Below are 21,073 nucleotides of genomic sequence, written 5' to 3'. Positions count from 1 at the left end.
TAAATGCCGATTGAGCCAATCATCTGGCGAAATGAGTGACATACAGCAACACAAGGTCAGGAACCTCATGAATCAACAATATTCCGCAATGCGAAGTAATGTCAGTATGCTCGGTAAGTTGTTGGGCGACACGATCAAAGAAGCTTTGGGAGAAGACATTCTTGATAAAGTTGAAACGATTAGGAAGCTATCCAAATCATCGCGAGCAGGTAACGAAGTTCATCGTCAGCAGCTTTTATCGACATTGGAAAATTTATCCAATGATGAATTACTGCCCGTCGCTCGTGCCTTTAACCAGTTTTTAAATCTGGCTAACGTTGCCGAACAATATCACAGCATTTCGTCACACGGTGAAGCGGCGAGTAATCCGGTAGAGTTGGCGGCGTTGTTCAATCGTCTCAAAGACAACCAATTCAGCAACGATGATCTGGTCAAAGCAGTTAATGAGCTGGCAATTGAATTGGTTCTGACAGCACATCCGACAGAAATTGCCCGCCGTACTCTGATTCATAAATTGGTTGAAGTTAATGGCTGTCTGGCACAGCTTGATCATGATGATTTGGCGGATTACGAACGCAATAACATCATGCGTCGTTTGCGTCAGTTGATTGTTCAATCATGGCATACCGATGAAATCCGTAAAATTCGCCCGACCCCAATTGATGAAGCAAAGTGGGGTTTTGCGGTGGTCGAAAATAGTCTGTGGGAAGGAGTTCCTGCATTTCTACGTGAATTCAATGAACAACTGGAAGAATCCATTGGTTATAGTTTGCCAGTAGAAGCTGTACCCGTTCGTTTCACTTCTTGGATGGGCGGGGATCGTGATGGCAATCCTAATGTTACCGCCGAGATTACCCGTCATGTCTTGCTGCTCAGTCGTTGGAAGGCCGCAGCTCTGTTCCTGAAAGATATTCAGATTTTAGTTTCTGAACTCTCCATGTCGGCGTGTACGCCTGAACTGCGTCAAATGGCGGGGGGTGAGCATGTTTTGGAACCTTACCGTGAAATTGCCAAACAATTGCGGACGCAATTAAGCAATACGCAGGCCTATCTGGAGAAACGCCTTAAAGGTGAACAAGTTCTGCCACCAGCGGATTTGCTGCTGCATAACGAACAGTTATGGCAACCTCTGTATGCCTGCTACCAATCCCTGAAGACCTGCGGCATGGAGATTATCGCGAGCGGACAATTGCTGGATACCTTGCGCCGCATTCGTTGTTTTGGTTTATCTTTGGTGCGTATCGACATTCGTCAGGAAAGTACCCGCCATACCGATGCAATTGCAGAACTGACGCAATATCTGGAAATGGGGGACTATGCGAGCTGGCCTGAAACCGAGAAACAGGCATTCCTGCTGCGCGAATTAAACTCAAAACGCCCTCTGATCCCGCGTAACTGGCAGCCAAGCGCAGAAACTCAAGAAGTTTTCGAAACCTGCAAAGTCATTGCAGAATCGCCACAAGATGCAATTGCGGCTTATGTTATTTCCATGGCGAAAGTCCCTTCTGATGTGCTGGCCGTGAAATTGTTGCTGAAAGAAGCGGGATGCTCATTGTCATTGCCTGTTGCACCGCTGTTCGAAACCCTTGATGACCTGAACAATGCGGAGAGTGTTATCCGGCAACTACTGGGGATTGAATGGTATCGCGATCTGATTAAGGACAAGCAGATGGTGATGATTGGTTACTCCGATTCTGCTAAAGATGCTGGCGTGATGGCAGCATCGTGGGCGCAATATCGGGCGCAGGATGCCTTGATCAAATTGTGTGCACAAGAAGGCGTGACATTGACTCTGTTCCACGGGCGCGGCGGCACGATTGGTCGCGGTGGCGCACCTGCTCATTCCGCTTTGCTCTCCCAGCCACCGGGAAGCCTGAAAGGGGGATTGCGTGTAACGGAACAGGGAGAAATGATCCGCTTTAAATTTGGTTTGCCGCAGGTGACGATCAGCAGTTTGGCGTTGTATGCCAGTGCGATTCTGGAAGCAAACTTGTTGCCACCGCCGGAACCAAAACCAGAATGGCATCAGGTCATGGATACGCTCTCGGATGTTTCCTGCGACATGTATCGTGATTATGTGCGTGAACAACCGGAATTTGTGCCTTACTTCCGAGCGGCAACACCTGAGCAGGAATTGGCAAAACTGCCTTTGGGTTCGCGCCCGGCTAAACGCCGTCCGACGGGCGGTGTCGAAAGCCTGCGAGCTATCCCGTGGATATTCGCCTGGACGCAAAACCGCCTGATGCTTCCGGCATGGCTGGGCGCTGGCGCGGCGCTGCAACAGGTGATAAATGTGGGGAAATTGTCGGTATTAACGGATATGTGCCGCGATTGGCCCTTCTTCAATACGCGTATTGCCATGTTGGAGATGGTGTTTGCCAAAGCGGATTTATGGCTGGCTGAATATTACGATCAGCGTTTGGTGGATCCGAAACTATGGCCACTGGGGGTAAAACTGCGCAACCAGCTTGCAGAAGATATCAAAACAGTACTGACAATTTCGCAGGATGAGCAATTAATGGCGGATTTGCCGTGGATCGCGGAATCTATCGCATTGCGTAACGTGTATACCGATCCGTTGAACGTACTACAGGCAGAATTGTTACAGCGCTCCCGTCAGCAAGAAAATCCTGAGCCGCACCTTGAACAAGCGCTGATGGTGACGATTGCAGGTGTTGCGGCGGGGATGCGCAATACGGGCTAGTTTTTAGTTTTCTGACTCTTTTTTTGAATAAAAGCCGAATGGGAAACTGTTCGGCTTTTCTGCTTGGTTAAAATTGGGGACGATGACCGTTTCAACGCTCTTATGATCAATTATTCCTAATCACATTGTTAGCGTTTCCAGCAAATAATCGATGAACACACGGCTTTTACGTTGGAGTTGAGTGTTATTGGGAAATATGACGGTGACATCCTGCCGTGGTAATTGGTATTCGGGAAACAGGGCCACTAAATCGCCGGACGCCAGATCGTCATTCACTATCCATTCCGGTAAAACCGCTACGCCGAGACCGGATATTACCAGAGAGCGTATTGCTGAGGACGTGTTGGATGTGTATTTGGCTTTGCCGCGGATGTTCAGGGTGGGATGTGTGGGGTGCTTTAGTTCCCATTGGGTTGGGTGTTGTAAATTGCTGTTTGCAATCCAGTTTGCTTTATTCAGGTTGCTCGGTTTGATAATGGGGTTTTGTTTGAGCCAAGACGGTGAGGCTACCAGTTTAATGTTATAGCTAGCCAGACGCCTACTTTTCAGGGATGAATTATTAAGTGTACCCAGCCGGATCGCTAGATCAATCCTCTCGGTAATTAAATCATTCAAAGCAGAATCAGCAAAGTAGCTCACTTCAAGTTGAGGATGAAGTGTGCAGAATTGACTGATTAAAGGAAGAAGAAATTTTTCACCAAACTCGGCGGTGGAAGTAATACGCAATCTGCCCGCTAATGAATGATGTCGTTCAGCCACATGATCAAAGGCATTTTGAATATTATCAAATATCGCTTTAAAGTCTTGGTAAAACTCTTTCCCCGCTTCGGTTAATGCAATGCCACGCGTGTTGCGTATCAATAATGGCACATTTAACGCCTCTTCAAGCGTTTTCACATGAATACTGGCGACGGCTTTGCTGATGAAAAGGCACTCTGCTGCACGGGTAAAAGAACCACACTCTACTACAGCGAGGAAAGTCTGTATCCGATTAAGGTGAGGTTGCATGCTAATTGTTAAATTTAATGAAATTCAGTGTTTAAAATAGATTAATAGACGCGATGAGTCAACAGAACTTAAACTCCTTCAACGGAGGAAAAACAATGAGTTATCGCTATCGTATAGCACTGATATTTCTACTTGGTTTTTTTATAGATTGTATCAATATTTTTATGTCGGCCATTGCGCTGCCGGATATTGCCAAGCAAATGTCGGTTTCCGAATCTCATGTTGCTTGGGTCGCAAACAGCTATATTTTGGGTTTGACTCTGATTATACCCATCAGCAGTTGGCTGGCCGAACGCTTCGGTACACGGCAGATCATGACGATCTCAATGCTACTTTTTTCTATTGCAGCTCTGTTTTCTGGTCTGGCGGAACATTTTTACAGTCTGATTCTGTGGCGTTTTGTACAAGGATTGGGAGGCGGTTTGCTGATTCCTGTGGGGCAAGCGTTAACCTTTGGTCTGTTTAAACAACATGAACGGGCAAAAATCTCGACGTTGGTGATGGCCGTTGCGCTGATTGCCCCTGCTATTTCTCCCAGCTTGGGGGGCGCGATTGTCGATCACTATAGCTGGCGCTGGGTGTTTCTTAGCAATATTCCTTTCAGTCTGCTTGCGTCGATACTTTCACTCATTTGGCTGCACAATGAGAAAATCTTCGTCCGGAAACCGGATCTCAAGGGATTGCTATTGGTGAGTTTGGCCTTGATATTTCTACTGGTCGGTCTTTCTACATATGCTGACGCAGCATCTAAATGGTTGCCAATGATCACCTTAGTCTGCGGTGGATTATTTGTTGCGCTTTACATACGACATTACCGTGGTGTGCAGGATGCGATTCTGGATCTGACGGTGATGAAAAATACACGCATGTGCCTTTCGGTGTGGATTTATCACGCAATACCGGGTGTATTTACAGGTGTTAACCTACTGAACATATTTTATCTTCAACAGCAATTGGGCTGGTCGGCAGAAAAAACCGGTTCTCTGATGATTTTATATGCTATTGGCGCATTTGGCGCCATGCTGGTCTGTGGGCGTATGTATAACCGCTTGGGAGCCTATCGTTTATTCCTGTGCGGATTAATACTTCATGCTACGGGGATTGCTCTCTTGGCGACCATCAATCATACCCATGATCTATTTGGTTTGGTTACCGCTTATTTGCTGATGGGTGTTGGTGGTGGCATTGGTGCTAACACGGCACAGACGACGGCATTAATGGATTTTGTCGGTGAACAATTATCTCGTGCTAGTGTGATTTGGAATCTTAATCGTCAAATGTCATTCAGTATTGGTATGGCGCTGTTCACAATGATTTTTAACTTATTGCAGCAGAAATTTATTCCCACTTATGCGTATCACCTGACTTTTGTTCTTGCTGCGATATTTGGTCTATTGCCATTAATTAAATTGAATCAACTGAAAAAACATGTGGAGAAGATATGACAGTAGAACGAGAGTTAGCTGCCCGTAAAAGTGTGATTGAGGTTCATCAATGGATTGAAGATGTTTTTAGTCATCATCCGCAAGAAGATTCTGAAGCGCTGAAGAAATTACTGAATAGCTTTACCTCAGATTTCACCATGATCACCATAACGGGTCAGTGTGTTACTTTGAACCAAGTAAAAACGATGTTTAGTCATAATATTGGCACTCGACCAGGATTAAAAATTGAGATTGATGAATGTGAAGTTATTACATCAAACGAAGAGTGTGTTGTTTTACGTTATCGTGAAAAACATACCAAAGACGGGAACACACATTGCCGTTGGTCAGTTGTGAGCATCTCGTTTATTGATGGGTATCCTCGCTGGTGTTACTTGCATGAGACGGCGATTATTGAATGAGGCTTTTAAAGAAAACGGGGTAAAACAGTATCATTTCCTTTCACGGGATGACGAATAGAACAGTGATAATGAACAGAAATTAGTCGTAGCAGCGGAACACCGTCCTGCTTCTCAGGTTGTTCGTGAACTAATGCGAGAGTATATCCTTTCAGGCAAAAGTGGATGCAGTGCGTCAATCCATCAATGTAGGGAAGGGAATTGAACACACTGACGCCAAAGCGATTTTTGCAGCCCGTAAGCACGGAAAAAAGACTAATGGATGAACTATTTGAAACCGCTGTGGAGCGATTAGTTGAGTTCCCTTATATGGGACATTCCGGCGAAATTTCAGGAATATGGGAAATTTTACCGCATGGGAACTATCGATTGGTCTATGAAATTGTAGGAGGAGATATCCAGATATTAGCTCTGGTACATACTTCTCGGTTATGGCCTCCCATGGAATAAAAACATAGTTGATGGCATAGTTGCTTGATGGCTGTATTGCGAATGCTATCTTCAATAATGCCGAACTATGATTTAGCCCGGCTTTAGATTGAGAAATTAGGTAGGACGAACTCCCAGAGTATGGCAGATGGCATAACTCAACTCCGCTCGGTTCAGGGTATAAAAATGGAAATCCTTCACCCCTTCACGACTGAGAATTTTCACCATATCCATTGCAATAGATGCCCCCACTAAGTTGCGGCTTTCCGGATCATCATCCAGCCCTTCAAACATTCTGGTCATCCAGCTTGGGATGCGGACGTTAGTCATCGTGGCAAATCGTTGTAACTGACGGAAGTTCGAGACAGGTAAAATTCCCGGCACGATTTCTACTTCAATTCCCGTTGAGACGCAGCGATCGCGAAAACGCAGGTAACTTTCCACATCAAAAAAGAATTGGGTAATGGCGCGATTGGCTCCTGCATCAATTTTGCGTTTTAAATTAATCAGATCTGCTTGCGCGCTTTTCGCTTCCGGATGCACTTCTGGGTAAGCAGCAACGGAGATATCAAAATCGGCTTCTTTTTTTAAGAGTTCAACTAAATCAGCACCATACATTTCTGTCTTACAACAGTTACCAGGTAAATCACCACGCAATGCCACGATATGACGAATGCCGTTTTGCCAATAATCATGGGCAATGTTGCGTAATTCTTCACGGCTGGCATCAATGCAGGTCAGGTGCGGGGCTGCATCAAGGCCAGTTTTTTCTTTGATTCCCTTGATGATGCTATGGGTACGATTGCGCTCACCAGAGTTGGCACCATAGGTGACGGAAACAAATTTAGGTTTCAGCCTGCTCAAACGATCAATGGATTTCCACAGGGTTTGTTCCATCTCAGCAGTGCTGGGAGGAAAGAATTCAAAGGAAACTCGAATTTGCCCTTCAAGTTCAGCCAAATTCTGATTCAGCGCTTCTCGCTGATTAGCGTGAAAAAAACTCATACCCTGTGCCCTCGTGAACAAACGGAATTTTTATCCGCTTAATTTTGGATGTTTAAATGTTTATATGGCTATCCGTTTAGATGTCCAAACAGAATGGGCGAAGCGGGATTTTTAGTCAATCGAGAAATGGCTTATTCCCAATGAGGAATATTCAAAGTGATCAGGAAAGAAATTCATGTTGGAAGTGACTGGATTCCAATGTGGAAAGTTTTGAATGAAAAACAACCAGAGATCTAAATTAGATACTGTTTATATTAGCGTAACCAAGCATTCGCTATATTGGAGAAAAATTCTTTTGTGGGGGAGGAAGAAATACTGTTGGAATGGATTAAAAACAGCGGGGATTAAGAATCTTTCCTTAGCTCTAAATAGCGAAAAACCCCGATGCAATCACCGAGGTTATAACGCCGACCGGATACTCCCAAACCATTTATAGTACTAATTATGAGCACTTTTGAGGAAAGGTCATTTAGTCGTTTGACTATTGGGAGAGTCGTGTTTTTTTGATTTACAGCTTTTAGCCCGCATTCAAACAAAAGTGTTCCACAAGCTGTGAAAGCAGTTTTCTTGTCGGTTCAATAAACGCCATATCCAAAAATTCATCGGGTTGATGCGCTTGTTCAATCGATCCCGGCCCCAAGACCAGTGTCGGGCACAATTCCTGAATAAAGGGCGCTTCCGTACAGTAATTGACGGTATCCGTTTTCGTTCCCAAGAGTTTTTCAATCACGCCAACCAGTTTGTGGTCTGTTGGGCACTCATAACCCGGAATTGGAGGGTGAAGTTCCGTCACACTCAGGCGTCCCGGCCAGCGCTGTTTTATCGGTTCCAGTGCGTCATTCAGCAATCCGTTTAAATCCTGCAAAGTCAGTCCGGGAAGAGGGCGGATATCCATATGCAGTTCGCAGCAGGCACAAATGCGGTTTGCGGCATCCCCGCCATGAATATGGCCGAAATTCATGGTTGGATAAGGAATGACGAAGGCCGGATTGTGATAGCGTTCCTGCAAGGTGTTGCGTAGTTCTATCAATTGAGTAATGGATTCGTGCATGAGATCAATGGCATTAACGCCTCGCGCCGGATCACTGGAATGCCCGGATTTTCCCTCAATACGGATTGCTTGGGCCATGTGTCCTTTATGGGCGCGGATCGGCTGTAACGATGTTGGTTCGCCAATGATGGCGAAATCAGGCCGAATGTTGGCATTGGCGGCAAAGTAACGCGCACCTGCCATTGACGTTTCTTCGTCAGCGGTAGCCAGAATGTAAAGGGGATGAGACAGTTTGCGGGTATCAATATCTCGCAAGGTATCAACGATAAAGGCAAAAAAGCCTTTCATGTCCGCTGTGCCAAGCCCGTATAACTTGCCATCGCGTTCGGTCAGTGTGAAGGGATCTTGTGTCCAGCGCCCTGCATCAAAAGGAACAGTATCCGTATGGCCGCATAGTAGCAGACCGCCTGAACCACTGCCCAATGTCGCCAGCAGATTGAATTTTCCTCGGGTTTCAGGGACGGCTTGAATTTCAATGGAAAAGCCAATTACTTTTAGCCATTTCGCCAGCAGATTGATAACCACTTCGTTACTTTGATCTAGTTCAGCATCGGTTGCGCTGATAGAAGGAGCAGCAATGAGCTGGTGATATAATTTAATAAACGATGGTAACTTAATATTCACTGTTGACAGCCCTTATTCATGATAGTATCAATATTAATGCAAATTAATTGAATATAAATTCAATAATGTAGTTGGGTTAATACTATTAAGGTGAATAAATCCCATGTTGAATACACTGATAGTTGGTGCCAGTGGTTATACCGGAGCTGAGTTAGCAGCGTATCTGCAACGTCATCCTTATGTCCATCTCTCCGGCTTGATGGTTTCTTCCCAAAGTTCTGATGCAAGGAAATGTTTTTCAGAACTTCACCCGCAATATAAAGGCATTCTTGATTTACCCTTACAGCCGTTGACTGATGTGTTTGAGGCGGCGAGTGGTATTGATGTCGTTTTCCTCGCCACGGCCCATGAAGTCAGCCATGACATTGCACCGATATTTCTGGAAGCGGGCTGTACCGTGTTTGATTTATCTGGTGCCTATCGCGTACAAAATACACAGTTTTATGAAAAATACTACGGGTTTGAACATAAAAATTCTGCGTGGTTAGAGCAAGCGGTGTATGGATTGGCAGAATGGCAGGCAGAGAAAATCAAGCAAGCACAGCTGATTGCGGTTCCCGGCTGTTATCCCACTGTTTCCCAACTTTCATTGAAACCGTTGCTCGAACAAAATTTACTAGATACCGAGCATTGGCCAGTCATTAATGCGATCAGCGGCGTCAGTGGCGCAGGGCGAAAGGCATCGATCACAAACAGCTTCTGTGAAGTGAGTTTGCAGCCCTACGGTATTTTTAACCATCGTCATCAACCTGAAATTGCCACGCATTTAGGGACAGAGGTGATCTTTACCCCTCATTTGGGCAATTTTTCACGCGGCATTCTTGCCACAATTACCTGCAAATTGAAATCTGGTGTGACAGAAGCACAAATTAGAGAGGCCTATCAGCAGGCATATCATGATAAACCGCTGATACGTTTATACAGCAAAGGGGTTCCTGCGTTGAAATCCGTCGTTGGTTTGCCATTCTGTGATATTGGTTTTGCAGTTCAGGGGCAACACCTGATCATCGTGGGGGCTGAGGATAATTTGCTGAAAGGCGCAGCAGCACAGGCAGTACAGTGCATGAATATTCGTTTTGGGTATGAAGAAACTCAGGCATTGTTTTAATTCCTGAGGACTGAATTTCTAAGGACTGAATTCCGAAAAATTAAGATTCCGACAGATTTTAATATCGATAGAGGATAAATCCGATGGAGCCGTTAGTTATCAAGTTGGGTGGTGTGTTATTAGACAATAAAGAAGCGCTGGATCGGTTATTTACCACATTGCAGTCATACCGAAAAACCCATAAACGTCCGCTGGTTATTGTACATGGTGGTGGCTGTTTAGTTGATGATCTGATGCAGCAATTGCAGCTACCGATTTTGAAGAAACAAGGTCTGCGGATCACGCCAGAAGATCAAATCGACATCATTACGGGCACTTTAGCAGGAACTGCCAACAAAAAATTGCTGGCATGTGCAACAAAATTCCGTTTGCCTGCCATTGGATTATGTCTGGGAGATGGGGGAACCGTAAAGGTTTCCCAACTTGATGAAGAGCTTGGTCACACAGGAAAGGCTCAACCGGGGGAACCTGATCTACTGAAAATTTTGCTGGATGTGGGCTATATACCAATTATCAGCTCAATTGGTATCACTAAACACGGCGAGTTGATGAATGTGAATGCGGATCAGGCGGCTACCGCCATTGCACAGGTGCTAAATGCGGATTTGGTTTTATTGTCTGATGTCAGCGGTATTCTGGACGGGAAAGGCCAGAAAATCCCAGAGGCAACAGAGGAAAAGATCGGGCATCTCATTGAACAGGGCGTTATTACCGACGGCATGATAGTGAAAGTGCGTGCGGCCCTGGAGGCGGCAAAAACACTCGGGCAACCAGTAGATATCGCGAGTTGGCGACATGCGGATCAATTGATTGCGTTATTTAATGGTATACCCGTTGGCACACGAATTTTGGCGTAATTTAAAAGGTTATCTCTATGACTAAAAGTATAAAAAAAATCGTTCTGGCGTATTCAGGTGGTTTGGATACATCCGCCATTATTCCGTGGTTGAAAGAGCATTATGACAATTGTGAAGTCATCGCGTTTGTTGCTGATGTTGGCCAAAGCCGTGAAGATCTGGAAGGTGTAGAGCAAAAAGCATTGCGTTCTGGTGCTTCTGAATGTCATGTCGCCGATCTGCGTGAAGAGTTCATCAAAGAGTATGTTTATCCCGTGCTGAAAACGGGAGCGCTATATGAAGGCAGTTATTTGCTTGGTACGTCAATGGCTCGTCCAATTATTGCCAAGGCACAGGTTGAATTGGCACTGAAAGTGGGTGCGGATGCTGTCGCCCACGGTGCAACCGGTAAGGGTAACGATCAGGTTAGGTTTGAAAGTACTTATACCGCCTTGGCACCACATCTGAAAGTTGTTGCTCCGTGGCGGGAATGGGATCTACGTTCCCGTGAGGCGTTGTTGGATTATCTGAAAGTTCGTGATATCCCCACTACCGCAACGCTGGAAAAAATCTATAGCCGTGACGAAAACGCATGGCACATCTCAACCGAAGGTGGGGTTTTGGAAAGCACGTGGAATGCTGCCAATAAAGATTGCTGGGTGTGGACAGCAGAGCCTGAAGATGCACCTTCTGAACCAGAATATGTCACGGTAACGGTTGAAAAAGGTGAGGTGGTTGGTGTGAATGGTCAGGCGCTTTCACCGTATCAATGCCTTAATGAACTGAACGAGTTGGGAGCCAAGCATGGCATTGGCCGGATTGATATTGTGGAAAACCGTTTGGTGGGTATGAAATCCCGTGGTTGTTATGAAACGCCGGGGGGAACCATCATGATGGAAGCGCTGCGTGGCATCGAGCAATTGGTTTTGGATCGCGATAGCTTCAAATGGCGTCAACAACTGGGATTGGAAATGTCTTATGTTGCCTACGATGGCCGTTGGTTCGCTCCATTGCGTCAATCAATTCAAGCGGCAGCAGAAACTTTGGCAGCCAGTGTTAACGGTGAGGTTATCCTGAAACTCTATAAAGGACAGGTGACAGCGGTGCAGAAAAAATCTGCCAACAGCCTCTACTCTGAAGAGTTCGCCACTTTTGGCGAGGATGACGTTTACGATCACAGCCATGCTGAAGGGTTTATCCGCCTCTATTCGCTTTCTTCACGCATCCGTGCGCTGAACAGCAAAAAGTAATTTCTTGGCAATCAATCAACTCTGGCAATCAATAGTAAATAGATAGAGAGAACAGGAACGATATTATGGCACTTTGGGGTGGACGTTTCAGTCAGGAAGCCGATCAGCGGTTCAAGCAATTCAATGATTCACTGCATTTTGATTACCGTTTGGCGGAGCAGGATATTGTAGGCTCGGTTGCATGGTCAAAAGCATTGGTTACGGTGGGAGTATTAACTTCCGAAGAGCAGCAAAAGCTGGAGCTGGCTTTGAACGAGCTACTGGATGAAGTGCGAATCAACCCCAAGGCCATTTTGCAAAGCGATGCGGAAGATATTCACAGTTGGGTAGAAGGGCAACTTATCGCGAAAGTAGGGGATTTGGGCAAAAAGCTCCATACGGGGCGCAGCCGTAATGATCAGGTTGCAACCGACTTAAAATTATGGTGCAAAGATCAGATCACCGATATCTTGAAAGCACTTATCGAGTTGCAACAGGCATTAGTGATCACCGCTGAAAATAATCAGGATGCGGTAATGCCGGGTTATACCCATTTGCAGCGGGCGCAACCTGTCACTTTTGCCCATTGGTGTCTTGCCTATGCGGAAATGCTGGGTCGTGATGAGAGTCGTTTGCAGGATGCACTGAAGCGGCTAGACGTCAGTCCGTTGGGGTGTGGTGCGCTGGCAGGAACGGCCTACAATATTGACCGGGAACAATTGGCGTCATGGCTAGGCTTTGCCTCGGCGACTCGCAATAGTTTGGATAGCGTTTCCGATCGTGATCATGTCTTGGAGCTGCTGTCAGGTGCGAGCATTAGCATGATCCATCTTTCACGTTTCGCTGAAGACCTGATTTTCTTTAACAGCGGAGAAGCCGGATTTGTTGAACTGTCAGATCGGGTAACTTCCGGTTCTTCCTTGATGCCACAAAAGAAAAACCCGGATGCATTGGAACTTATTCGTGGTAAATGTGGCCGAGTTCAGGGTGCATTGACGGGTATGATGATGACGCTGAAAGGGCTTCCTCTTGCCTACAATAAGGATATGCAGGAAGACAAGGAAGGCTTGTTTGATGCGCTGGATACATGGCTGGATTGCCTGCATATGGCGGCGCTGGTGTTGGATGGCATTCAAGTGAAACGCCCCCGTTGTGAGGAGGCGGCAAAACAGGGATATGCCAATGCGACTGAGTTAGCAGATTATTTGGTCGTAAAAGGTGTCCCATTCCGTGAGGCACATCACATCGTCGGTGAGGCTGTAGTGGCTGCAATCGCTAAAGGTAAGGCGCTGGAAGCGCTTTCTTTGCTTGAATTGCAAAAATTCAGCGGTGTTATTTCGGTGGATGTTTATGACACGTTAACGTTGCAATCCTGTCTGGATAAGCGTTTGGCGAAAGGTGGGGTAGCGCAAAAACAAGTGAAGCAAGCGATTGTTCAGGCAAAGCAGCGATTTAGGTAAAAATACTAATAATCACAAGCGGTTGATAGTTTTTTGCCCTCATGGATATAATGATCTATTGATCAATACTTTCATTGATATCAAATGCAGAGGTTGGGAATGAATATCCGCGATCTGGAATACCTTGTGGCACTTGCTGAATACCGGCACTTTCGCCGAGCCGCTGATGCTTGTCATGTCAGCCAACCAACACTGAGCGGGCAAATCCGCAAATTGGAAGATGAGCTGGGTGTGATGCTGCTGGAACGCACTAGCCGCAAGGTATTATTTACCCAGCAGGGGATGTTGCTGGTGGAACAGGCCAAAACCATCTTGCGGGAAGTGAAGGTCTTGCAGGAAATGGCGTCCCTTCAAGGTGAAAGTATGTCTGGGCCGTTGCATATCGGCCTTATTCCAACAATCGGCCCTTATCTCTTACCACTTATCATTCCTGAATTGCATAAATTATACCCAAAATTGGAAATGTATCTGCATGAGGCCCAAACCCAAAACTTGCTGGCACAGCTCGATAGCGGGAAGCTTGATTGCGCCATTCTGGCGTTGGTAAAAGAAACCGAAGCGTTTATTGAAGTCCCGATTTTTGAAGAACCCATGAAACTGGCGGTGTATGAAGAGCACAAGTGGTCAGAACGAACTCAGATCAAGATGAATGAGTTATCCGGCGAGAAATTATTGATGCTGGAAGATGGGCACTGTTTGCGTGATCAGGCAATGGGGTTCTGTTTTCAAGCGGGGGCTAAAGAAGATACCCATTTCAGAGCAACTAGCCTAGAAACGTTACGCAATATGGTAGCGGCGGGTAGTGGTATTACGTTATTGCCCGAATTGTCGGTTCCCAAAGAAAGAAAGCGTGATGGCGTTTGCTATCTGGAATGCTACGAGCCGGAACCTAAGCGCTCGATTATATTGGTCTATCGTCCCGGCTCACCTCTGCGTGGTCGCTATGAGCAATTGGCAGAGGCGATTCGGGCTAAAATGAGTAATTATTTCGACATTCTCGGAAAAACATCAAAATAACCGGTTTAACCCATTGAGTGCAGCAACACGGTAGGCTTCCGCCATTGTTGGATAATTGAAGGTGGTATTAACGAAATATTCGATATTATTACCTTCGCCTTTTTGTTCCATGATGGCCTGACCAATATGAATGATCTCTGCGGCACGTTCGCCAAAACAGTGAATACCCAAAATCTGTTTTGTTTCACGGTGGAACAGGATCTTGATACTGCCGACATTCATACCCGCAATTTGCGCTCTTGCCAGATGCTTGAATTGGGCGCGCCCTACCTCATAAGGGATTTTCATTGAGGTCAATTGCTGCTCGGTTTTGCCAACTGAACTGATTTCAGGAATGGTATAAATCCCTGTTGGGATATCTTCCACCAGATGCAGATTAGCATTACCTGTCGTGAGTGCTTTCGCCGCGATGCGCCCTTGATCGTAGGCCGCAGAAGCCAAACTTGGATAGCCAATAACATCACCAACCGCGTAGATGTTTTCATTGCTGGTTTGGTAGACACGATTGACTTTCAGTAAGCCACGGTTGTCTGTCTCCAGCCCAACATTTTCCAAACCTAACGTGTCTGTATTACCTGTTCGACCATTGGCATACAGCAGGCAGTCTGCTTTGACTTTCTTGCCGGATTTCAGGTGGACAATCACGCCATCATCGACACCTTCAATTTTTTCATATTCTTCGTTGTGGCGGATAACAGTGCCACTATTCCAGAAATGATAGGACAAGGCATCAGACATTTCTTGATCAAGGAAGGATAACAGATGATCACGGGTATTGATCAAATCCACCTTAACGCCCAATCCCCGGAAGATAGAGGCGTATTCACAGCCAATCACGCCTGCGCCATAAATAATCACGTGGCGCGGTTCGTGATCCAATTGCAGGATAGTATCGCTGTTATAAATACGGGAGTGGGTAAAATCAACATCAGGAGGGGAATAAGGGCGGGAGCCGGTAGCAATGATTATCTTGTCTGCACTCAATACATCAACACTATCATCGGCATAACGCACACTCACCCGATGTTCATCGATGAATGTTGCCTCTCCTGAAAACATTCGGCACCGATTGCGTTCATAAAACCCTTGGCGCATTTTGGTTTGCTGATTAATAACGACTTCAGCATGGCGCAGGATTTCAGAAAACGAGGAACGAAGAATGCGGGAGTTATCACTGTAGAGGGGATTTTGATTAAATTCAATAATACGGCTGACGGCATGACGGAGAGCTTTAGACGGAATCGTGCCCCAATGGGTACATCCACCACCGACATTATTGTAACGTTCTATAACAGCAACGTTTTTACTTTGTTTCACCAACCCCATTGCTGCTCCTTCCCCACCGGGACCAGAGCCAATCACAATGGCATCAAAATGAGTATATTGCATAGAGGAAAGACCTATTTTTACACAAAATAACAACTCTATCTTAACATTACTTGGTGTAATAACCCAATGAGCATGAGGTTTTTATCTCATTGTTTAGAAATAAAACAGGAAAACATCGAATAATATCTTTAAGAGAACAATCACAGCAAACCCAGCAGAATCTGTTATATTTGCCTCATTATAGAGTCGAGATAGATCAGGATTGTTGTGAGTAACGTAACCGGCGTTAGAGCAAAACAGAAAGAAAAAACCCGTCGCTCCCTGATTGAAGCGGCATTCAGTCAACTTAGTGCTGAACGCAGTTTCACAAGCTTGAGTCTGCGGGAAGTGGCTCGGGAAGCTGGTATCGCACCGACTTCGTTCTATCGCCATTTTCGGGATGTGGATGAGTTGGGGCTGACGATGGTGGATGAAAGTGGCCTGATGTTGCGTCAGTTAATGCGCCAGGCACGTCAGCGCATTGCAAAGGGTGGCAGCATCATCCGTACTTCGGTTTCAACGTTTATGGAATTCATCGGCAACAATCCTAACGCGTTCCGGCTGTTACTGCGCGAACGCTCCGGCACATCGGCTGAATTTCGTGCGGCTGTCGCACGGGAAATCCAACATTTTATTGCTGAACTGGCAGACTACCTTGAGCAAGCCAGTCATATGCCACGTCATTTTACTGAAATACAAGCCGAGGCGATGGTGACAATCGTATTCAGTGCAGGTGCAGAAGCACTGGATATTGACGAAGAAAAAAGACGTCGCCTTGAAGAGCGTTTAGTTTTACAACTCCGTATGATTTCCAAAGGTGCTTATTATTGGTATCGTCGTGAGCAAGAAAAAAATACTGTCCTTAAAGTGATCCCTAAGACCCCTGAATAATAATGAAAGGAGAACAATACGATGGAACAATACCGCCAAGATAAAAGCACAATGTTGCTGGCTCTTATCATTGGACTGGCAACACACGGAACTTTCTCAGCATTTTTCAATTCATTTGTGCCTTTTTCCATTTTCCCGATTATTGCATTGGTACTTTCTTTGTATTGTCTCCATCAACGTTATTTGAATTATCCAATGGCAGAAGGGTTGCCAAAACTGGCCACGGGATGTTTCTTTCTGGGAATGTCCATGTACAGCGCGTTTATTCGGATGGAATATCCAGAAATTGGTTCTAATTTCTTGCCTGTTATCATTGGCACTGTTTTGGTGTTTTGGATTTATCTAAAGGTGAAAGGGCGCAAGCAGCAGGCTATATTCACTTCAGAAAGCCAGAGCTGATAGTCTTTTTATCAAGAACGGTTCAATGAAAAACGCCACAAGACCAGTTTTGTGGCATTTTTGTTTTTTAAAGTCAGTTTTGATGCCGATTAAGCTCTTTTTTCCAGCAGTACGCCGCATTCCATATGATGGGTATACGGAAACTGATCAAAAAGGGCCAGTTTGCTGATCTTATGGGTTTGCGTCAGTGTTTCCAGATTTTGGCAGAGCGTTTCTGGATTGCAGGAAATATAAAGGATGCGTGGATATGCCTGAACCATTTTGACCGTTTCTTCATCCAGCCCACTGCGTGGTGGATCAACAAAAATGGTTTCACATTGATAACTTTTTAAATCAATGCCTTGTAGTCGATTAAATTCCCGCTCTCCATTCATTGCCTGCGTAAATTCTTCTGCTGACATACGGACAATCTGTACATTATCAATTTGGTTCGCTGCAATATTAAATTGTGCGGCGGCAACTGAAGGCTTGGCAATTTCGGTCGCCAATACGCGATTAAAATTCGGCGCCAGTGCCAGAGAGAAATTACCATTACCACAATACAGTTCAAGCAGATCACCTTCCGCGCCTTTGGTGATATCAATCGCCCATTCCAACATATGGATATTGATGCTGGCATTCGGCTGCGTGAAGCTGTTTTCAACCTGACGGTAAATCAGGGTATTACCTGCAACAGGTAATTCTTCATCTATATAGTCATGGTCGAGCATGATCTTCGTTTTTGACGCGCGCCCAATAAGCTGGACATCAAAACCTTCTGCTATTAATTGATTGCGTAGGGCGATTGCATGTTCACGCCATTCATCACCCAGTTTTTTGTGGTAAAGCAGGGAGACAATGATTTTGTTGCTGAGGGTGGAAAGGTAATCCACCTGAAACAGTTTGTGGCGTAATACTGGATTATCTTTTATGCCAGTAATGATGGCCTGCATCATGCTGTTGATTAGTTGATTGGCAACTGGAAATTGATCAATACGGATACGTTGTTTGGTCTGCTGATCAAACATAATGTGGTAGAGGTCGTCTTCCTCATGCCAGATACGGAATTCTGCTCGCATTCTGTAATGTGATGCAGGAGAACGGAAAACTTCAGGCTCAGGTGCGCTAAAGGGGGTCATCATTCCTTTTAGACGATGGGCCTTCTCCATCAATTGGTTTTCATAATTTTCCGTTGGCAAAGCATTCTGCATTATCTGGTTCTCGTATGGTCGCGTTAAGAAAAATTTCCGAGCGGCATTGTAGGGGAAGCGTAAAGGATGTCCAGTTTTCTGGATTATTAGCCTCTTTTTTTGATGGAGAGGCATTCTGGACACTCCACGATCTTCATCGTAGCATGACGCTTTATAGTTAGATGCATAATAGTTAGATACCATTTTCTCATCAAAAATCTCATGACAAATAAAAAACATATTCTTTTATCTGCTGCGTCTGTAGTGGTGTTTTCTAGCTGGAATCATTGTGCTGTTGCTGACAATCAAGATCCGCTGGTGGTTACAGCCAATCGCTTTAAACAGCCGATTTCTTCGGTTTTGGCACCAATGACGGTAGTGACTCGTGAAGAGATAGACCGCTGGCAATCCAATAGCCTGGTTGATGTCTTACGCCGTTTGCCGAGTGTTGATATTGCGCAGAATGGGGGCATTGGGCAGCATTCCTCTTTATTTGTTCGTGGTACAAATTCAAGTCATACACTAGTGCTGGTGGACGGGATTCGTTTGAATCAGGCCGGCATCACGGGTTCGGCGGATTTTAGCCAGATCCCGATCTCAATGGTGCAGAGAATAGAATACATCCGCGGTGCACGTTCTGCCGTATATGGCTCGGATGCCATCGGTGGGGTGATTAATATCATTACAAAGCGAGAACAAAGGGGAACGACACTGAATGCAGGGATCGGCTCCAACGGATATCAGAACTATAATGGTTCGACACAACAGAAGCTCGGTGAGAATACCTTATTAACCGCAGCCGCAGGTTATACTTATACCAAAGGGTTTGATGTAGTGGCTGAGGGTAATACAGGGGGATACCCTCAGCCAGATCGGGATGGCTTTATGAGTAAAATGCTATGGCTAGAAATAGATCATAAAATGAATGATCAAATTAGCGGATTTGCTCGAGCCTATGGGTTTAATAACCGAACAGCTTATGATGATAGTTACAACGAGATGTTGGTCGATACTAGGGAGTTATTCAGTCGTACCTATGATGTAGGCCTTCAATTTAATCAGGGTATTTATTCTTCTCAGTTAATGGCTAGTTACAGCCATGTCAAAGATTACAATCTTGATCCCAAATATGGGCGCTATGGCAAAGGCTCCAGCCTGAGTGATTCAAAACAGTACAATGCTCAATGGGGAAACGTATGGCAAGTTGGGCATGGTGCAATCAGCAGTGGGGTCGATTGGAAAAGAGAGTCGGTTGCCGCAGGTTCCAATTATATTCCTGTACAAAAAGATATTGATAACACAGGCTTGTATTTAACCGCACAGCAAAAGGTGCATGATTTCACCTTAGAGGGGGCAGTGCGTTCAGATCATCATTCTGAATATGATTGGAATGCAACATGGCAAACTGGGGCAAGTTGGGAATTCATTGATGGTTATCGTTTTATTACCTCGTATGGAACGGCATTCAAGGCTCCGACTCTGAACCAGCTTTATAGCAAATGGGGAAATGACAGCCTCAAACCAGAAAAAAGTAAACAATGGGAAGGTGGGGTTGAAGGATTGACTGGATCACTTAATTGGCGTTTGTCTGTTTATCGCAATGATATTGAACAATTGATAAGTTTTGCCAATAACCATTATGAAAATATTGGTAAGGCAAAAATAAAAGGTGTTGAATGGACGGGGACAATGGATACCGGCATATTCCAGCACCAACTGACCTTACAATATGTTGATCCGCGCGATGGCAATAATCAGCAATTAATGCGTAGTGCTAAACAGCAAGTTAAATACCAGTTAGATTGGGAAGCCTTCAATATCGATTGGGGAATAACCTATCAATATATTGGTCAGCGTTACGACCAAGACCATAGTGTGTATCCTCCGAAAACTGTGAAAGTAGGGGGCATAAGTTTATGGGATATCAACGTCTCATATCCAATCACTAACCACCTTACAATACGTGCTAGAATAGCTAATCTGTTTGATAAAAATTATGAGACAGCTTATGGCTATCGCACTCCAGGAAGAGAATACTACCTCACTGGCAGCTACAACTTCTGATTTAAACAAGCCTGCCCGTCCAACGCTTCTGGTTTTTGATTCCGGAATGGGTGGTTTATCTGTCTACCAAGAAATCCGGCAATTATTGCCGGATCTCCACTATATATATGCTTTCGATAATGAAGCATTTCCTTACGGCGAAAAAATAGCTGAAGTGATTATCGAAAGGGTCGTTCAGGTTGTTGATACTATCCAGAAAAAACATCCTTTAGCGATTGTCGTTATCGCTTGCAATACTGCCAGCACGATTAGCTTGCCTACCTTACGCGAACGCTTTTCCTTTCCTGTTGTTGGTGTCGTGCCTGCGATCAAACCAGCGGCAAAGCTGAGTTGTAACCGTGTTGTGGGATTATTGGCGACGCGTGCTACGGTGAATCGCGACTATACCAAAGAATTAATTACACGATTCGCTACGGATTGTCAGGTGCATGCAATAGGTTCTGCTGAATTGGTGGAACTGGCTGAGCAGAAGCTACACGGTAAGGATGTTCCGCTGGAAGAATTGGGAAAAATATTGAGACCGTGGCTGAAAATGAAAGAGCCTCCGGATACTGTCATTTTGGGCTGCACTCACTTTCCCCTAATAGCAGAAGAACTTTCACAAGTTTTACCCGATGGGACAAGATTAATTGATTCAGGGGCTGCAATTGCCCGTAGAACAGCATGGTTGATTAAAAATCGGGATGATTTGTTTTTAACAACGGCGGATAACTTGGCTTATTGCACAAAGATAGAGCCAAATAGTGAGGCTCTACGACCCGTTTTACACGAATATGGCTTCCTGTCGCTGGAAAAACTACCAACTTAAGTGCAATTTGCCGTAATAATCATCAGTCGGTAATTTTTTTCAAAAAAACTATTGCCAGTC

The 21,073-nt window shown here is 45.3% G+C and carries 18 protein-coding genes; 13 read left to right on the top strand and 5 right to left on the bottom strand.

Going from position 1 to position 21,073, the window contains the following annotated elements:
* Nucleotides 1–67: 67 nt before the first annotated feature.
* On the top strand, nucleotides 68–2,704 hold the full coding sequence (gene ppc, locus H8A87_RS04415; RefSeq protein ID WP_198688787.1) for a phosphoenolpyruvate carboxylase: 2,637 nt from the start codon (nucleotides 68–70) through the stop codon (nucleotides 2,702–2,704).
* Nucleotides 2,705–2,824: 120 nt separating this feature from the next.
* Here ppc and H8A87_RS04410 read toward each other — a convergent pair whose 3' ends face one another.
* Nucleotides 2,825–3,712 carry a LysR family transcriptional regulator gene (locus H8A87_RS04410; protein WP_198688786.1) on the bottom strand — a complete coding sequence of 296 codons (888 nt, stop codon included), beginning with the start codon at nucleotides 3,710–3,712 and terminating at the stop codon, nucleotides 2,825–2,827.
* Between the two features lie 95 nt (nucleotides 3,713–3,807).
* Here H8A87_RS04410 and H8A87_RS04405 point away from each other — a divergent pair, with 95 nt between their 5' ends.
* From H8A87_RS04405 to H8A87_RS04395, 3 genes are all read left to right on the top strand, one after another.
* Nucleotides 3,808–5,157, top strand: coding sequence for an MFS transporter (locus H8A87_RS04405; RefSeq protein ID WP_198688785.1), 1,350 nt, complete (start codon nucleotides 3,808–3,810; stop codon nucleotides 5,155–5,157).
* Nucleotides 5,154–5,558, top strand: coding sequence for a hypothetical protein (locus tag H8A87_RS04400; RefSeq protein WP_198688784.1), 405 nt, complete (start codon nucleotides 5,154–5,156; stop codon nucleotides 5,556–5,558). Before H8A87_RS04405 ends, H8A87_RS04400 begins: the two co-directional genes overlap by 4 nt.
* Before the next feature lie 198 nt (nucleotides 5,559–5,756).
* Nucleotides 5,757–6,005 (top strand): type II toxin-antitoxin system RelE/ParE family toxin, encoded by a 249-nt coding sequence (locus tag H8A87_RS04395; RefSeq protein WP_198688783.1) that lies wholly within the window; start codon nucleotides 5,757–5,759, stop codon nucleotides 6,003–6,005.
* A gap of 96 nt (nucleotides 6,006–6,101) precedes the next feature.
* Here the strand turns inward: H8A87_RS04395 and metF are convergent, their stop codons facing one another.
* The gene (gene metF, locus H8A87_RS04390; protein WP_198688782.1) at nucleotides 6,102–6,989 is read right to left on the bottom strand and encodes a methylenetetrahydrofolate reductase; all 888 of its coding nucleotides are present in this window, start codon (nucleotides 6,987–6,989) and stop codon (nucleotides 6,102–6,104) included.
* 517 nt (nucleotides 6,990–7,506) lie between these two features.
* Entirely contained in the window at nucleotides 7,507–8,664 is a 1,158-nt protein-coding gene (gene argE / locus H8A87_RS04385) for an acetylornithine deacetylase (protein WP_198688781.1), read from the bottom strand.
* A 103-nt stretch (nucleotides 8,665–8,767) separates the two neighbouring features.
* On the opposite strand from argE, the gene argC reads away from it, so the two are divergent.
* The 5 genes from argC to oxyR all read left to right on the top strand — a co-directional run bounded on the left by argC (nucleotide 8,768) and on the right by oxyR (nucleotide 14,314).
* Nucleotides 8,768–9,772 carry an N-acetyl-gamma-glutamyl-phosphate reductase gene (gene argC, locus H8A87_RS04380; RefSeq protein ID WP_198688780.1) on the top strand — a complete coding sequence of 335 codons (1,005 nt, stop codon included), beginning with the start codon at nucleotides 8,768–8,770 and terminating at the stop codon, nucleotides 9,770–9,772.
* Between the two features lie 83 nt (nucleotides 9,773–9,855).
* Nucleotides 9,856–10,629 carry an acetylglutamate kinase gene (argB, locus tag H8A87_RS04375; RefSeq protein WP_198688779.1) on the top strand — a complete coding sequence of 258 codons (774 nt, stop codon included), beginning with the start codon at nucleotides 9,856–9,858 and terminating at the stop codon, nucleotides 10,627–10,629.
* 17 nt (nucleotides 10,630–10,646) lie between these two features.
* A complete protein-coding gene (locus H8A87_RS04370; protein WP_198688778.1) occupies nucleotides 10,647–11,858 on the top strand; it encodes an argininosuccinate synthase in 1,212 nt (403 codons plus the stop codon).
* A gap of 65 nt (nucleotides 11,859–11,923) precedes the next feature.
* A complete protein-coding gene (gene argH, locus H8A87_RS04365) occupies nucleotides 11,924–13,297 on the top strand; it encodes an argininosuccinate lyase (RefSeq protein ID WP_198688777.1) in 1,374 nt (457 codons plus the stop codon).
* Between the two features lie 99 nt (nucleotides 13,298–13,396).
* The gene (gene oxyR / locus H8A87_RS04360) at nucleotides 13,397–14,314 is read left to right on the top strand and encodes a DNA-binding transcriptional regulator OxyR (protein WP_198688776.1); all 918 of its coding nucleotides are present in this window, start codon (nucleotides 13,397–13,399) and stop codon (nucleotides 14,312–14,314) included.
* Here the strand turns inward: oxyR and sthA are convergent.
* Nucleotides 14,306–15,703 carry a Si-specific NAD(P)(+) transhydrogenase gene (sthA, locus tag H8A87_RS04355; protein WP_198688775.1) on the bottom strand — a complete coding sequence of 466 codons (1,398 nt, stop codon included), beginning with the start codon at nucleotides 15,701–15,703 and terminating at the stop codon, nucleotides 14,306–14,308. The two genes, oxyR and sthA, sit on opposite strands and share 9 nt — an antisense overlap.
* 207 nt (nucleotides 15,704–15,910) lie before the next feature.
* On the opposite strand from sthA, the gene fabR reads away from it, so the two are divergent.
* Complete coding sequence (fabR, locus tag H8A87_RS04350; RefSeq protein ID WP_198688774.1) at nucleotides 15,911–16,573, top strand: HTH-type transcriptional repressor FabR; 663 nt, start codon at nucleotides 15,911–15,913, stop codon at nucleotides 16,571–16,573.
* 21 nt (nucleotides 16,574–16,594) lie between these two features.
* On the top strand, nucleotides 16,595–16,972 hold the full coding sequence (locus tag H8A87_RS04345) for a YijD family membrane protein (protein ID WP_198688773.1): 378 nt from the start codon (nucleotides 16,595–16,597) through the stop codon (nucleotides 16,970–16,972).
* An 89-nt stretch (nucleotides 16,973–17,061) separates the two neighbouring features.
* On the opposite strand, the gene trmA is transcribed toward H8A87_RS04345, so the two are convergent.
* Nucleotides 17,062–18,165 carry a tRNA (uridine(54)-C5)-methyltransferase TrmA gene (gene trmA, locus H8A87_RS04340; RefSeq protein ID WP_198688944.1) on the bottom strand — a complete coding sequence of 368 codons (1,104 nt, stop codon included), beginning with the start codon at nucleotides 18,163–18,165 and terminating at the stop codon, nucleotides 17,062–17,064.
* 198 nt (nucleotides 18,166–18,363) lie between these two features.
* Between trmA and btuB the strand changes: the two genes are divergently transcribed.
* Nucleotides 18,364–20,205, top strand: a complete 1,842-nt coding sequence (gene btuB, locus H8A87_RS04335; RefSeq protein WP_198688772.1) for a TonB-dependent vitamin B12 receptor BtuB — start codon at nucleotides 18,364–18,366, stop codon at nucleotides 20,203–20,205.
* Nucleotides 20,150–21,013, top strand: a complete 864-nt coding sequence (murI, locus tag H8A87_RS04330; RefSeq protein ID WP_198688771.1) for a glutamate racemase — start codon at nucleotides 20,150–20,152, stop codon at nucleotides 21,011–21,013. The genes btuB and murI overlap by 56 nt, the downstream gene beginning before the upstream one ends.
* Nucleotides 21,014–21,073 lie beyond the last annotated feature (60 nt).

The organism is Xenorhabdus lircayensis, from assembly GCF_016306625.1.
In the GTDB taxonomy this organism is placed as follows: Bacteria; Pseudomonadota; Gammaproteobacteria; order Enterobacterales; family Enterobacteriaceae; genus Xenorhabdus; species Xenorhabdus lircayensis.
Note: the sequence above shows the minus strand (reverse complement) of the source record. Positions and strands in the feature narration are given on the sequence as shown.